This is a genomic window from Rhodococcus sp. NPDC060086, from assembly GCF_042730275.1.
Taxonomy (GTDB): Bacteria; Actinomycetota; Actinomycetes; order Mycobacteriales; family Mycobacteriaceae; genus Rhodococcus.
Genome location: NZ_JBHWWZ010000017.1, coordinates 1 through 14,865 on the forward strand (window position 1 = coordinate 1; position 14,865 = coordinate 14,865).

Annotated in this window: 14 protein-coding genes; 10 read left to right on the forward strand and 4 right to left on the reverse strand. The window is 66.2% G+C overall.

Translation table 11 applies throughout. The features are described 5' to 3' along the window. The first annotated feature begins 58 nt into the window (after positions 1 to 58). The 6 genes from ACFWB0_RS12120 (at position 59) to ACFWB0_RS12145 (ending at position 6,441) form a co-directional block, all read left to right on the forward strand. Positions 59 to 1,057: a carbohydrate ABC transporter permease gene (locus ACFWB0_RS12120; protein ID WP_378490771.1), complete on the forward strand. Its 999-nt coding sequence runs from the start codon at positions 59 to 61 to the stop codon at positions 1,055 to 1,057. Continuing rightward, positions 1,054 to 1,956 (forward strand): carbohydrate ABC transporter permease, encoded by a 903-nt coding sequence (locus ACFWB0_RS12125; RefSeq protein ID WP_378490686.1) that lies wholly within the window; start codon positions 1,054 to 1,056, stop codon positions 1,954 to 1,956. The genes ACFWB0_RS12120 and ACFWB0_RS12125 overlap by 4 nt, the downstream gene beginning before the upstream one ends. After that, positions 1,953 to 2,153, forward strand: a complete 201-nt coding sequence (locus tag ACFWB0_RS12130) for a hypothetical protein (RefSeq protein WP_378490687.1) — start codon at positions 1,953 to 1,955, stop codon at positions 2,151 to 2,153. Before ACFWB0_RS12125 ends, ACFWB0_RS12130 begins: the two co-directional genes overlap by 4 nt. A 93-nt stretch (positions 2,154 to 2,246) precedes the next feature. Further along, positions 2,247 to 4,391, forward strand: coding sequence for a transglycosylase domain-containing protein (locus ACFWB0_RS12135; protein ID WP_378490688.1), 2,145 nt, complete (start codon positions 2,247 to 2,249; stop codon positions 4,389 to 4,391). 221 nt (positions 4,392 to 4,612) lie between these two features. Continuing rightward, the gene (locus ACFWB0_RS12140; RefSeq protein ID WP_378490689.1) at positions 4,613 to 5,686 is read left to right on the forward strand and encodes a phosphotransferase family protein; all 1,074 of its coding nucleotides are present in this window, start codon (positions 4,613 to 4,615) and stop codon (positions 5,684 to 5,686) included. Beyond that, entirely contained in the window at positions 5,683 to 6,441 is a 759-nt protein-coding gene (locus tag ACFWB0_RS12145) for an SDR family oxidoreductase (protein WP_378490690.1), read from the forward strand. The genes ACFWB0_RS12140 and ACFWB0_RS12145 overlap by 4 nt, the downstream gene beginning before the upstream one ends. Before the next feature lie 77 nt (positions 6,442 to 6,518). On the opposite strand, the gene ACFWB0_RS12150 is transcribed toward ACFWB0_RS12145, so the two are convergent. The 3 genes from ACFWB0_RS12150 to ACFWB0_RS12160 form a co-directional block, all read right to left on the reverse strand. After that, positions 6,519 to 7,616: an inositol-3-phosphate synthase gene (locus ACFWB0_RS12150; protein WP_378490691.1), complete on the reverse strand. Its 1,098-nt coding sequence runs from the start codon at positions 7,614 to 7,616 to the stop codon at positions 6,519 to 6,521. Further along, positions 7,609 to 8,169: a PadR family transcriptional regulator gene (locus ACFWB0_RS12155; RefSeq protein ID WP_169689005.1), complete on the reverse strand. Its 561-nt coding sequence runs from the start codon at positions 8,167 to 8,169 to the stop codon at positions 7,609 to 7,611. Before ACFWB0_RS12155 ends, ACFWB0_RS12150 begins: the two co-directional genes overlap by 8 nt. Positions 8,170 to 8,436: 267 nt before the next feature. Then, positions 8,437 to 8,637 carry a DUF1707 domain-containing protein gene (locus ACFWB0_RS12160; RefSeq protein ID WP_378490692.1) on the reverse strand — a complete coding sequence of 67 codons (201 nt, stop codon included), beginning with the start codon at positions 8,635 to 8,637 and terminating at the stop codon, positions 8,437 to 8,439. A 96-nt stretch (positions 8,638 to 8,733) separates the two neighbouring features. Between ACFWB0_RS12160 and ACFWB0_RS12165 the strand changes: the two genes are divergently transcribed. The 4 genes from ACFWB0_RS12165 (at position 8,734) to ACFWB0_RS12180 (ending at position 14,403) form a co-directional block, all read left to right on the forward strand. Then, complete coding sequence (locus tag ACFWB0_RS12165; protein ID WP_378490693.1) at positions 8,734 to 9,156, forward strand: DUF5318 domain-containing protein; 423 nt, start codon at positions 8,734 to 8,736, stop codon at positions 9,154 to 9,156. Between the two features lie 855 nt (positions 9,157 to 10,011). Further along, positions 10,012 to 12,258 carry a transglycosylase domain-containing protein gene (locus tag ACFWB0_RS12170; protein WP_378490694.1) on the forward strand — a complete coding sequence of 749 codons (2,247 nt, stop codon included), beginning with the start codon at positions 10,012 to 10,014 and terminating at the stop codon, positions 12,256 to 12,258. 9 nt (positions 12,259 to 12,267) lie between these two features. Further along, positions 12,268 to 13,887 carry a glycosyltransferase family 87 protein gene (locus tag ACFWB0_RS12175; RefSeq protein WP_378490695.1) on the forward strand — a complete coding sequence of 540 codons (1,620 nt, stop codon included), beginning with the start codon at positions 12,268 to 12,270 and terminating at the stop codon, positions 13,885 to 13,887. 51 nt (positions 13,888 to 13,938) lie between these two features. Then, positions 13,939 to 14,403, forward strand: a complete 465-nt coding sequence (locus ACFWB0_RS12180; RefSeq protein WP_378490696.1) for an RNA polymerase subunit sigma-24 — start codon at positions 13,939 to 13,941, stop codon at positions 14,401 to 14,403. A 42-nt stretch (positions 14,404 to 14,445) separates the two neighbouring features. Here the strand turns inward: ACFWB0_RS12180 and ACFWB0_RS12185 are convergent, their stop codons facing one another. Then, positions 14,446 to 14,859: a DUF2752 domain-containing protein gene (locus tag ACFWB0_RS12185; protein ID WP_378490697.1), complete on the reverse strand. Its 414-nt coding sequence runs from the start codon at positions 14,857 to 14,859 to the stop codon at positions 14,446 to 14,448. Between the last annotated feature and the right edge of the window lie 6 nt (positions 14,860 to 14,865).

Genomic DNA, 14,865 nt, shown 5'->3' on the forward strand with positions numbered 1-14,865 from the left:
GATCACCGTCCAGGAGGCGCTCCAGCTCTACGCCGCCTGCTACCCCGACCGCGGACGTGTGGCCGGACGGCACCGCACGCCCGCGCCGCCGCCGCTGACCGCGCCTCCGGCGAAGTCCCGGCGGAAGGTGCCGGTGTGGATGTTCATCGCGCCGTCGATGATCGTCCTCGCGGTCATCATCCTGTACCCGCTCGGAAGAGCGATCTGGATGTCGCTGCACGGCGACGCGAAGACACTCGACCCCGACACCGGCCGGTTCGTCACGGGCGGGTTCGTCGGTATCGAGAACTACACCCGCTGGATCACCCAGACCTGCGGTACTGCCACCGGATCGATCTCCTGCCCGCCCGGCACTCTCGGTTCCCAGTTCTGGCAGTCGATCTTCAACACGTTCTTCTTCACGGGCGTGACGGTGTCGATCGAGACCGTGGTCGGTTTCGCCATGGCGCTGGTGATGGCCAAGTCGTTCCGCGGCCGCGGTCTGCTGCGCGCCTCGGTCCTCGTGCCGTGGGCCATCCCCACCGCCGTCACCGCCAAGCTGTGGTTCTTCATCTTCGCCAACGACGGTATCGCCAACAAGATGCTCGGCACCGACATCCTGTGGACCGCCGATCCGTGGCCCGCCCGTTTCGCGATCATCGTCGCCGATGTGTGGAAGACCGCACCGTTCATGGCGCTGCTCATCCTCGCGGGTCTGCAGATGATTCCGTCGGATGTGTACGAGGCGGCGAAGGTCGACGGCGCGAACGCCTGGCAACGCTTCACTCAGATCACGTTGCCGCTGGTCAAGCCCGCGCTCATGGTGGCAATCCTGTTCCGCACGATGGATGCGCTGCGCATGTACGACCTGCCCGCCATCATGATGGGCTCCAACCCCGCGACCTCGACGATCTCCGTGCTCGTCGTCGACCAGATGCGCCAGGGCGCCAACTCGGCGTCCGCACTGTCGACGATCACGTTCCTCATCATCTTCGCGGTGGCCTTCGTCCTGGTGCGGTTCCTCGGCGCCAACGCGGTCAGTACGCAGGAGAAGCAGCGGAAGGGAGACGCGGTATGACCGGCACGATCACCGCCACCGAGACGCCTGCCGACAAGACGCCACGCCCCGGTCCGAAGCGTGCGCGCAGGTTCCGGTTGGGCTCGATCGGTACGTACCTCGGGGTGGCGCTCATCATCGTCTGGGGCCTCGCCCCGTGCTACTGGATGGTCGTCACGGCGCTGCGCGATCCGGCCGATACGTTCAGCACGAGTCTGTGGCCGACGAATCCGACCCTCCAGAACTTCGCCGACGCCCTCGACCCCGACGCCAAGGTCAACTTTTCCCGCGCGCTGCTCAACAGTGTCATCATCGCGGGCGCCACTACCGCGATCGCGTTGCTGATCGGTGTGTTCACCGCGTATGCGCTGTCGCGTTTCGAGTTCCGGGGAAAGTATTTCGTCACCGGCATCATCCTCGGCGCGTCGATGTTCCCGGTCGTCGCGCTCGTGACGCCGCTGTTCCAGCTGTTCACCGATATCGGCTGGATCGGGAGCTACCAGGCGTTGATCATCCCGAACATCTCGTTCGTGCTGCCGCTGACGGTGTACACGCTCACCTCGTTCTTCTCCGAGTTGCCGTGGGAACTCGAGGAGGCCGCGCGCATCGACGGCGCGACCCGAGGGCAGGCGTTCCGTCTGGTGATGCTGCCGCTCGCGGCCCCGGCGTTGTTCACCACCGCGATCCTGGCGTTCATCGCGACGGTCAACGAATACCTGCTCATGTCGCAGCTCTCGAGTGAACGAACGGCCCCGGTGACCGTGGCGATGGCGCGGTTCACGGGCACGGACCCGTATGTGACGCCGTATGCGTCGATCATGGCGGGTGGCACGCTCGTGATGGTGCCGCTGGTCGTGATGGTGCTGGTCTTCCAGCGCCGGATCATCTCGGGTCTGACGGCGGGTGGCGTGAAGTCGTGAGACGTCGTCTCCCCCGCCGCCAGCGGCTCGAGATGATGCTCGGTGTCATCACGGTCTTCGCCGTGATGGCGGCGGTGGGGGCGGTCGCAGAAATGGTGTCACCGGAGCCCGGTATCGTGCCGTCATTGGTGCTGGCAGCATTCGCGCTCGCGTGGTGGTTCACATACCGCGCGTGGCGTCGCACGGATACGTCCTAGTGCCGTGTGCGTCACTTCTGCGCGTGACTTCGTACCATACGGTCGGCAGGATGGAAGAATCTGCCGAGTCCCATCCCGGAGAAAGTGGTACGTGTGAGCTCCCCGAATCCGTCGACGTCCAACCGCGGACGGTCTTCCGCTGATTCGAAGCCGCGATTGTGGCGAATAGTCCGATATGTCGTGTTCGCGGTGGTGGCACTGCTGGTGCTCGTGCCACTGGGCGTGTTCGCCGGTGCGTACATGTCGGCAGAGGTTCCCCGCCCGTCCGACATGACCACCAACCAGATCGCCCGGATCTACGCGGCGGACGACACCACCGAGATCACGCGGATCGTGCCTCCTGAAGGCAACCGCGTCGAAGTCGGCATCGACGAGGTCCCCGTGCATGTCCGCAACGCAGTGCTCTCCGCAGAGGATCGCGACTTCTACAGCAACCCCGGCTTCTCGGTGTCCGGATTCGCTCGCGCGGCCCGCGACAACGTCATGGGTAAGGACACCGCCGGTGGCGGCTCCACGATCACCCAGCAGTACGTCAAGAATGTGCTCGTCGGCGCCGACCGCACCCTCACTCGCAAGATGAAGGAACTGGTCATCTCCTCGAAGATGGCCCGCGAGTGGTCGAAGGACGAGATCCTCGAGGCGTACCTGAACACCATCTACTTCGGCCGGGGCGCCTACGGCATCGCCGCGGCCTCGCAGGCGTACTTCGGCAAGCCGGTCGGCGATCTGACGGTCTCCGAGGGCGCGGTCCTCGCAGGCGTGATCCAGACACCGTCGTCGCTGGATCCCGAGTTCAACCGCCCCGCGATCGAAGCACGCTGGAACTACGTCCTCGACGGCATGGTCGACACGGGCGTGCTGGAGTCCGGAGAGCGCGCGGAAGCGGTCTTCCCGGAAACCGTCCCGTCCGACCAGCTGGCGCGCGCAAACGAGGCGCCCGGTCCGGAGGGATTGATCCGGTCGCAGGTGCTGCGTGAACTCGGCGCGGCCGGCATCAGCGAGCAGCAACTCAACACGGAGGGCCTGCGCATCGTCACCACGATCGACCCTGTGGCCCAGCAGGCCGCTGTCGACGCGGCGCGGGGCAACCTCGAGGGCGAACCTGAGGACCTGCGGACCGCCGTGGTGTCCGTCGACCCGAACTCGGGGGCGGTGCGGGCGTACTACGGCGGCGAGGACGGTGCCGGGTACGACTACGCACAGGCGCCGCTGCAGACCGGTTCGTCGTTCAAAGTGTTCGGACTCGTCGCGGCTCTGCGAGAGGGCATCGGTCTCGGTGCCCGCTACGACAGCACCCCGCTGACGATCGGCAACCTCGAGATCAACAACGTCGAAGGTGAATCGTGCGGTAGGTGCACGATCGCGGAGGCGACGAAGCGGTCGCTGAACACCAGCTTCTACCGGCTGATGATGTCGATGAAGAACGGTCCGCAGAAGATTGCCGACGCGGCGCACGACGCGGGCATCCCCATGGAGATCCCCGGAGTCGAGGGGACCTCGCTCACCGAGGCCAACGGCATTCCCGAGGGCGGCATCGTGCTCGGCCAATATCAAGCGCGCGTGATCGACATGGCGTCGGCGAATGCGACCCTGGCGGCGTCGGGCACGTTCCACGAACCGTACTTCGTGCAGAAGGTCGTCACTGCCGAAGGTGACGTGCTGCTCGACCGGCCCGCATCTCCCGGCGAGGAGCGCATCGAATCAGCGGTCGCCGACAACGTCAGCCAGGCATTGCTTCCGGTCGCGGCGTACTCGCGTGGCCACGCGCTGGCAGGAGGTCGACCGTCGGCGTCGAAGACCGGCACCACCCAGCTCGGCGACACCGGAATGAACAAGGACGCGTGGATGGTCGGGTACACGCCGTCGCTGTCGACCGCGGTGTGGATCGGCACCTCGGACGCGGGCCCCATCACCAACCTGTGGGGCGGCTCCATCTACGGCTCGAGCCTGCCTGCGGACATCTGGAAGGACACGATGGACGGCGCGCTCGCGGGCACCGACGTGGAGAGCTTCCCGTGGCCCGACCCGATCGACGGACAGGCGGGCGTGCCCGCAGACGCCGGCATCAGCGATCCGACCACAACCGGTCGTCCCACACCCTCATTGGGCCTTCCCGGCCTGGGCGATCTGCCGCCGATCACGATCCCGGCGCCCCCGATCGAGGTTCCGCCGCAGGTGCAGTTACCGCCGCAGATCGAGGTGTTCCCCGGCGTCACGATCCAGATTCCGGGGATGTGACGTCGCGTGCTGCGGGTTCGTCGAGTGCGACGGCCCGTAGTGCGGCGAGATCGTAGTGCGGCGAGATCGAATATTTCGATGAACCCGGTGGGCACCCGGCGAGGTTGTCGTTCACCGCTCGCCGGTGCCTGGACGTGCGCGTAGGCGACCCCGACGACGTGCACCGAGGGCTCGTGGCACGATTCGAACTCGGCAAATACTACTGAGATGGGGATACAGGAGTGACCGAACTTCCCGACAACGCGCAGGCGGTCCGCGACGAGGACACATTCGACGTCCAGGCCGTCGCGGCATGGCTCGGCGAACACGCCGGCATCGACGAGATCCCGGAAGTGCGCCAATTCGCCGGGGGCGCATCCAACCTGACCTACCTGCTGCGCTATCCGGACCGCGACCTCGTGCTGCGCCGCCCGCCGGCCGGAGCGAAGCCGTCGTCCGGGCACGACATGGCGCGTGAATATCGCATTCAATCGATGCTCGCACCGGCCTACCCGCACGTGCCTGCGATGGTCGGCCTGTGCACCGACCACAGCGTGCTCGGCAGCGACTTCTACGTCATGGAACGCGTGCCCGGCACGATCCTGCGCGCCGACCCACCGACCACCCCGGACCTGACACCGGAACAAACCCGTTCCCTGTGTCTGCGGATCGTCGACCTGCTCGTCGAACTGCACGGCGTCGACCCCGAGAGCACCGGGCTGGACGAATTCGGCCGTGGCACCGGATACGTCGAGCGACAGGTCGCGGGCTGGACCAAGCGCTACGAGAAGGCCCGGACCGACAACGTCCCTGATTTCGCGCGCGTCACCCGCTGGCTCGACGAGACTCGGCCCGCCGATGTCGCGTCGACGATCGTGCACGGGGATTTCCGACTCGACAACATCGTCCTCGACGAGAACGACCCGTTGCGGCCGGTCGCGGTGCTCGACTGGGAACTGGCGACGATCGGCGACCCGCTCATGGACCTGGGGTCGTCGCTCGCGTACTGGGTGCAGGCCGACGACGACCCGATGATGCTCGCGACCAAGCGGCAGCCATCGGATCTGCCCGGCATGCTCACCCGCCGCGAAATCGTCGAGTACTACTCCGAGAGAACCGGTCTGCGGGTGGGCAACTGGGGCTTCTACGAGGTCTTCGGGTTGTTCCGGCTCGCGGTGATCGCCCAGCAGATCTACTACCGCTACCATCACGGTCACACCACCAACCCCGCGTTCAAGGATTTCTGGGCCGTCGTCGGCTACCTCGACTCCCGGTGCAACGCGCTCATCGACCAACTCGAGAAGGAGAGCCGATGAGTCGGCCACAGCGACGCAACATCCTCATCACCGGGGCCAGTTCTGGTCTCGGGGCCGGGATGGCGCGCGAATTCGCCGCGCGCGGACGCAATCTCGCACTCGCGGCACGCAGGGTCGATCGTCTCGACGCACTGCGGTCGGAACTGCTCGCCGAGCACCCGCACATCACGGTCGCGATACGGTCGCTCGACGTCAACCGTCACGACGACGTCTTCACCGTCTTCCGTGAGTTCGACGAGGAACTCGGCGGTCTCGACCGCGTGATCGTCAATGCCGGTCTCGGTAAGGGACAGCCGTTGGGTACGGGCTACTTCCACGCGAACGTGCAGACCGCGCAGACCAACTTCCTCGGTGCGCTCGCCCAGAGCGAGGCGGCGCTCGAACTCATGCGCCCGCGGGGCGCCGGGCACGTCGTCCTGATCTCGTCGATGAGCGCACTGCGCGGGGTGCCGCGCAACATGACGACCTACGGTGCGTCGAAGGCGGGTGTCGCGGCGCTCGGCGAGGGGATGCGATCGGACCTGGTGGGTACCGGAATCGATGTCAGCACCATCTTCCCCGGCTACATCCGTTCGGAGATCAACGAGAAGGTGAAGAAGGTCCCCTTCATCGTCGACACCGAAACCGGTTGTCGCGCACTGGCTGCGGCGATCGAGAAGGAGCCGGCCAAAGCGTACGTGCCGGGGTGGCCGTGGATTCCGCTCGCGTACGCGATGAAGATGCTGCCGTTGTCTGTGGTCCGCCGGATGGCGTAACCACCCCGGAATGGCCGAATGTCGCCTTCATACACCCGAAGTGTACGAAGGCGACATTCAGCCACGAAAGGGGAGAGTTAGTCGGCGCCGATGATGAAGGCCTCGAGCTCGGTGCGAGCTTTGTCGTCGGCCATCTGGACCGGCGGGGACTTCATCAGGTATGCGGAAGCCGGGAGGATCGGGCCGCCGATACCGCGGTCCTTGGCGATCATCGCGGCGCGGATCGCGTCGATGATGATGCCGGCGGAGTTCGGCGAGTCCCAGACCTCGAGCTTGTACTCGAGGTTCAGCGGGGCGTCACCGAAGGCGCGACCCTCGAGGCGGACGTATGCCCACTTGCGGTCGTCGAGCCACTGCACGTAGTCGGACGGGCCGATGTGGACGTCGCGGTCGTGGACCTTGCCGGCCAGCGGGCCGTTGAGGTTCGACGTGACGGCCTGGGTCTTGGAGACCTTCTTGGACTCGAGACGCTCACGCTCGAGCATGTTCTTGAAGTCCATGTTGCCGCCGACATTGAGCTGGTAGGTGCGGTCGAGCACGACACCGCGATCCTCGAACAGCTTCGCCATCACGCGGTGGGTGATGGTGGCACCGACCTGCGACTTGATGTCGTCGCCGACGATGGGGACACCGGCGTCGGTGAACTTCTTCGCCCACACCGGGTCGGAGGCGATGAACACCGGGAGAGCATTGACGAAGGCCACGCCCGCATCGATGCAGCACTGGGCGTAGAACTTGTCGGCCTCGTCGGATCCGACGGGAAGATACGACACGAGAACGTCGACCTCGGCGTCCTTCAGTGCCTGCACGATGTCGACGGGTTCGGCGTCGGAGAGCTCGATGGTCTCGGCGTAGTACTTGCCGATGCCGTCGAGGGTGTGACCGCGCTGCACGGTGATGCCGGTCGGCGCCACATCCGCGATCTTGATGGTGTTGTTCTCGCTGGCGTTGATCGCCTCGGAGAGATCGAACCCGACCTTCTTGGCATCGACGTCGAACGCAGCGACGAACTTGACGTCGCGCACGTGGTAACGGCCGAATTCGACGTGCATCAGACCGGGGACGGTCGTGGTGGCGTCGGCGTCCTTGTAGTACTCGACGCCCTGAACCAGAGACGAGGCACAGTTCCCCACGCCCACAATGGCCACGCGCACCGAGGTGCTGTTCTCACCCATGGTCGGGTTCTCCTTCTTTTCTGCTTGCTGCTGACGACTGCTCGGCGGCGATGAGTTCGTTGAGCCAGCGGACTTCGCGTTCGCTGGACTCGAGGCCGAGTTGGTGTAGCTGACGGGTGTAGCGATCCAAAGTGCCGCTCGCCCGTCCGATGGCGTCGCGGAGCCCTTCTCGGCGCTCCTCGACCTGGCGTCGCCTGCCTTCCAGAATCCGCATCCGCGCTTCCGCGGGCGTGCGGCTGAAAAAGGCGAGGTGAACGCCGAATCCGTCATCGGTGTAGTTCTGTGGGCCTGTGTCGGCCACCAATTCGGTGAACCGCTCTCGGCCTACCGGGGTGAGCTGGTAGACGCGACGAGCGCGCCGCTTCACCGGCCCGGGAACTCCGGCATCCTGCTCGGCGATGAGGCCGTCGGCCTGCATTCGCCGCAACGTCGGATACAGCGATCCGTACGAGAAGGCGCGGAAGGCGCCCAATAGCCCGGTCAATCGCTTGCGGAGCTCGTAACCGTGCATGGGCGATTCGAGAAGCAGCCCGAGGATTGCCAGCTCGAGCAAGGTGGGCCACCTCCTTCGTCCGTTCGAACCCAACCGAGTGATGCGATGCGAAACTATATCGCACCGATATATAAAACCATACGCGTGTGCCGATAGGTGTACGAGGAAGAGTTCGAGCGGTGACCAGCGGAACTCCTGCAGAACACAGGGCTCCCCGCGGCAACAGGATTTCCCACAGCAATAGGATTTCCCACAGCAATGCGCCGACAGCGACGTCGGCCACATTCACGACCACCGGCCGTGCGGGCTCGGGCAGGGTATTTCGATTCAGGCCTCGGCCGGGGGCCTCAGGTCACGCACGAGACTTGCGAGTTCCGGCAGCGTTGTCGCTGTTCCTGCACGTGCGACGAGGTCATGCCACTCTTCCTCGGTGAGCCGGCCGTCGGCATGCGCAGCGTCGAGATGCGTGCGCGCGTGGGCGCGATCGCTGTCGCGGACGCGGGTCGGCGAGGATTGTCGGCGGGCCACGGCAGAAGCGTAGTCGGCCCCGAATGCGTGTGCGGTGTCCAGTACCGAGCGCCCTCCGCGCCCACTTGTGCAGGGGCCGCACGTACTCTGGATCCCGTGCAAACTCAGCGGCAGGTGGTGGACTACGCGTTGCAGCGACGGTCGCTGCTCGCCCAGGTCTACTCGGGGAAACGCGGCGTGGCGGAGGTCTGCGACGCGGGCTCCTACCTGCTGCGAGCCGCAAAGTTCCACGGCAGGGGCAGCGACGTGGTGTGCCCGATCTGCCGCAGGGAGCAGCTGACTATTGTTTCGTGGGTCTTCGGCGACAAACTCGGGCCGGTTTCCGGTTCCGCGCGTACTCCCGAAGAGCTGATCCGCCTGGCATCCAGCCAGGAGGAATTCTCTGTCCACGTGGTCGAGGTGTGCCGAACCTGCAGCTGGAACCACCTCGTGCAGTCGTACGTTCTCGGTGCGCAACCCGCACCGAAGCGGCCCCGTCGCCGATCGACGGGTGCGAGTCGACGCACCGCGAGCGAGTGAACGGACACCGGACGACGTGACATCGACGTACCCGACGGTGTACACAGCTGCACAAGACCGAACGACCGAGTCGTCGACCACCTGTCCGAGGACGGAATCGAGGATGCGGCGTAACGCGTCGCGCCGACATTTGGAGAAACGTACGTGAGTTCCACCGACAACGAACCCGAGGACAACCGGGCGGTTCCGCCCCAGCCGAACGGCCCTGCCGGCGTCCCGCCGCAGCGGCCGACACCGGATGGTGCACCCGCTGCGGGGCGTCCGCTGCCGCCTCCGCCGCGTCAGCAGGGGTCGGGACAACCACCGGGTCCAGGTGCACGGCCGCCGCTTCCGCCTCAGGGGCATCCGCAGCAGCCCCCCGGCCGTGGCGGGCTCCCCCCGCAACAGCCGGGGCCTCGGCAGCCGGGGCCTCAGCAACCGGGTCCGCCGCCACAGGGTCCTGCGCAACAGGGCCGCGGTGGACCGCCGCCGCAGCAGGGTAGGCGCGTGCCTCCTCCGGGGCCGGGACAGCCGATGCGACCCGGCACGGGACCGGTTCCCCAGCAGCAGCGTCCGCCCCAGATGTTCCCCGGTGCACCCACGGATCGCGCACCGGGTGGACCTGCCGGCCCCCACGGTCCGCTGAACCCTGCCGATCGCCGTGCGCCGGGTGCCGATCCCACACGACGAGTGCAGTTCGGCGCACCGAACAGTCAGGAGCAGGCGGCAGTGCGGCAGCCTCTGCCGCGGACCACTGCATCTGCTTCCGGTCCGGCCGGAGGCCCTCCCTCGGGCGGGCCGCCCACTGCACCTCCCTCGGGAAGGCGCGGTGGCGGAGCCGGCGGTAACGGCGGAGGGTTCAGGATCCCGTGGCGCATGATCCGACGTATCGGATATGCGGTGGTCGCGGCGGGCATTCTCGTCCCCGTCCTCACCTTCATGCTCGCGTACGTCGCGCAGGATGTGCCGCGCCCCGGTGAACTCGTGACCAACCAGGTGTCGACGATCTACAACGCTGACGGATCGAGCGTCATCACCAAGATCATCCCACCTGAAGGCAATCGCACCGAGGTGGAGCTGGAGCAGATCCCCGAGCAGGTCCGCAACGCCGTGCTCGCAGCCGAGGACCGGGATTTCTACAGCAACGCAGGATTCTCGATCACGGGCTTCGCCAGAGCCGCGCGCGACAACATCCTCGGCCGCGACAGCGCCGGCGGTGGCTCGACGATCACCCAGCAGTACGTCAAGAAGGCGCTCGTCGGTGACGAGCGCAGTCTGACTCGTAAGGCCAAGGAACTCGTCCTCTCGGTGAAGATGGCGAACCAGTGGCCGAAGGACGAGATCCTCTCCGCCTACCTCAACACCATCTACTTCGGACGCGGCGCGTACGGCATCTCGGCGGCCGCGAACGCCTACTTCGGTAAGCCGGTCTCCGATCTGACCGTCGAGGAGGGCGCAGTCCTCGCATCGTCGATTCAGTTGCCGTCGCTGCTCGACCCGGAACAGAACCCGGTGGGAGCCGAGGCCCGCTGGAACTACGTGCTCGACGGCATGGTGTCCGCGGGGACCCTCAACGAAGCAGACCGTGCGACGAAGCAGTACCCGGCATACGTCCCTCTCGCCGAGCTCGACTTCGGCGACCAGACGATGGGCCCGGAGGGTCTGATCAAGAACCAGGTGCTGGCGGAACTGTCCGCCGAAGGCATCGACGAGAACCTTCTCAACACCGCGGGGCTCGAGATCACCACGACGATCGATGCCACGGCGCAGGCCGCCGCGGTCGACGCCGCACAGTCCAACCTCGAGGGTGAGGACGAGAACCTGCGTACCGCGGTGGTTTCCGTCGACCCGGCCAGTGGTGCGGTGCGTGCGTACTACGGCGGTGACAGCGGTGTCGGATACGACTTCGCGCAGGCAGGGCTGCAGACAGGCTCGTCGTTCAAGGTGTTCGGGCTGGCTGCGAACCTCGACCAGGGCAAACCGTTGTCTACGACCTACGACAGCGGTCCGCTCACCATCAACGGCATCGAGATCAGCAACGTCGAAGGTGAACAGTGTGGCGAGTGCACGATCGCCGAAGCACTCAAGCGCTCCCTGAACACGAGCTTCTATCGGATGATGCTCGACATGGACAACGGCCCGCAGGCCATCGCCGACATGGCTCACACGCTCGGTGTCGCGAAGGAACTGCCGGGCGTCGGCGAGACCCTCACCGAATCCGGCGGCGTGGGACCGAACTACGGCGTCGTCCTCGGTCAGTACCAGTCGCGGGTTCTCGACATGGCGTCGGCCTATGCGACGCTCGCCGCGTCGGGCATGCATTACGACCCGCATTTCGTGCAGAAGGTTGTCACCTCCGACGGTGAGGTGTTGCTCGACCGCGGCTCGCCGAGCGGCGAACAGGTGGTCGACGATGCCGTGGCCGACAACACCACCGCGGCCATGATGCCGATCGCTGCACACTCGAACGGGCACGCTCTCGCCGGTGGTCGTCCGTCCGCCTCGAAGACCGGAACCGCCCAGCTCGGCGACACCGGGTCGAACAAGGACGCATGGATGGTCGGGTACACCCCGTCGCTGTCCACCGCGGTGTGGGTCGGAACCGAGCAGGGTCTGCCACTGGAGAACAGCTGGGGCGGCATGATCTACGGATCCGGTCTGCCGTCGGACATCTGGAAGGACACGATGGACGGGGCCCTCCAGGGCACCGACGTCGAGTCGTTCCCCAAGCCGGGGAAGATCGCCGGTGAGTCCGGTGTGCCGACCTGGTCGGCCAAGTCGACAGCGCCGCCCACTACCAGTGGCAATCCGTCGGCGTCGCGAACGATCCCGACGTTGCCGGAGCTCCCCGAGATCACCGACATCACGACGCAGAACGTGGAAATCTTCCCGGGCGTGACGATTCCGATTCCGGGCGTGGCGCAAGCACCCGCCACCACGACGCCGCCTCGGGGGCCGTCGAGCAACGATTCGACTTCGGAGGAAGCCGAGACCGAGGACTCGGGTGGCAGTGACCAGACCGTGCCGTCGGCCCCCACCACCACGAATCGAGTCCCCCAGTTCAACCAGGCTCCGGGCGCGGCGAACGGCCAGGGATCCGATGTACTCCAGCCCGCCGGGTAGCCTCTCGGCGTGACCGTCAACGAGGAGGCCGAGCACAGGGGACACGTCTCTCCTGAGCCTCTCACCGACGATCGTCGTTCTGTGGATTGGCGCGACACCCCGGGTCGAACCGACCCGATGGTGTCGCGCCTTTCTGCACTCGTAGGGGGCCCGGTCGGCAGGCACGCCGTGCTGGGCCGTACCCGTTTCTTCACGCCGTTGCGGGCAATGCTGTTGCTCGCGGTGGTGTTCTTGGCCTTGGGTTGGTTCGGGAAGGCCGCGTGCATCCAGCAGGCGCCGCTCGGTCCCGACGGGGTGCTCGGGCTGGACTGGAGCGACAACCGCCAGTACGTCGCGATGTGCTATTCCGACGTCGTTCCGCTCTACGGCGCGGAACGTCTCAACGAGGGTGCGTTCCCGTATGCGACGTCGTGGGAGGAACCGGGCGCGGACGGGCAGACACAGACCCGCTACATGGAGTATCCCGTCGTGTCGGGGCTCTACCAGTACGTATCGATGCGCGTCGCGAAGGCATGGGACTCGGTGTCGTGGCTGCCCGGCGGGCTCCAGGTGGCGATCTACTTCAACGTCGTCGCGTTGGGGCTGGCGTTCGCGTGGCTTGCGACGGTGTGGGCCACCGCCATGTCCGCGGGCCGGCGCGTCTGGGATGCCGCGCTCGTCGCTGCCTCACCGCTCGTGATGGTCCATGCGTTCACGAACTTCGACGCCCTGGCCACGGCATTCGCTGCGGGCGGTCTGCTCGCGTGGGCCCGCCGCCGCCCCGTCCTCGCGGGTGTATTGCTCGGCATCGGTGCCGCGACGAAGTTGTATCCGCTGCTCCTGCTCGGACCCCTGCTGGTGTTGTGTCTGCGCACCGGGAAGATGCACGCATTCTTCCGGACGCTCGGTGCCGCAGCGGGTGCGTGGCTCGTGGTGAACCTGCCGATCCTGCTGCTGTATCCGCAAGGATGGTACGAGTTCTTCCGCTTGAATTCCGATCGCGGAGCCGACCCCGACTCGATCTACAACGTGCTGAGGTCGTTCGTCGGGTGGCCCGACTGGTCACCGTCGACCCTGAACATCGTCTCGCTGGTGTCGTTCGCATGCGCATGCGTCGCGATCGGGTGGTTGGCGCTGACCGCGGCCCGGCGCCCGCGACTGGCCCAGCTGTGTTTCCTGCTCGTGGCGGCGTTCCTGTTCACCAACAAGGTGTGGAGCCCGCAGTATTCACTGTGGCTCGTTCCGCTGGCGGTGCTCGCGATCCCGCATCGCAGGGTGCTGCTCGCATGGATGACGGTCGATGCGCTCGTATGGGTGCCGCGCATGTTCTATTACCTCGGCCCCGAGAACAAGGGACTGCCGGAGCAGTGGTTCACCGCGACGGTGCTGATCCGGGACATCGCGGTCCTGGCGTTGTGCGCGGTGGTGGTGTGGCAGATCCGTCGCCCGGTCGAAGACCCCGTCCGGTACGGATTCATCGACGACCCACTCGGTGGTGCTCTCGACCAGGCGCCGGATGCTCACCCGCGGTGGTTGCCGGGGTGGTTGAAGCCGGCGCATCAGCGCGCGGCGCCGATTGCGTCCCGGCCCGTTCCTTTCGATTCGGTTTCGTCCGATCAGGGGACAGCGGAGACGCAGGTATCGTCCTAACCTTGTATGGGGTGGCCTGTGGGGGGCCGGTTCGTAGTGGAGGGAGGGGACATGAACACTGTGCGCGGCGACGGAGTGCTCGGACACTTCACGATGTGCGAGCTCGCGTGGTCGGTGGCTGCCGGCGATGCTGCTGCGATGCCTGCCCTCCTACGACAGCTGTATCCCCAGGTTTCCGCGTATTGCCGCGCACGCGCTCGCGACACCGATGATTCGTTCACCGACGCAGATCGCCTCGCCCTCGACGTGTGCCACACGATCCTCGCCGCGGTGTCGTCGGCAGCGGGTGCCCAGCAGCCGTTTGCACACCTTGCCTATGCGACCGCGGTCGACGCGGCCGACGCCCGGTTCACTCGACCCGTGGGCGGTCTCAGAACCCGCATCCAGCGGGAAATTCTCATTCTGCGCACGATCGTCGGTCTGGACCTCGAGCTGACCGCGATTGCGTTGGGTGTCAGCCCCAGGCGGGTACGTGCCGAGCAGCACGCCGCGTTGAAGTCGTTCCGCGCAGCCTGAATCGGGCGATCGATCGGCCAACTGTTCGGGTCCGAAGCCTGTTCAGATTCGCAGTGACGTGAACGGCGCGACCGGAATGTTGCGCACCACGAACCACACCGCGACCACCGCGAGCACGATGTGCGGGGCCCACCGATATCGCTCCCACCGGGGCATCGGTGTGTTCCGCACACGGCTCACGGTCCACACAGTGAACATGACGAGCAACCCCACCGTCGCGGCGACACCCAGTGCATTGAAATGCAGAGCCGACGAAAAATCAAGGTGCACAAGCGAATACAACATTCGGGACGCGCCGCATCCGGGGCAGAGAATTCCGAAGAGCGTGTACGTGGGGCACGCCGGGATGATCCCGCCCGGGGTGGTCGGGTCGGCCCACGCCACGAATGCGCACGCGCTCACCGCACCTGCCGCGACGGCGACAGGTGCTTTCAGGCGTGCGAGGGTGCGCTCCATGTGGGT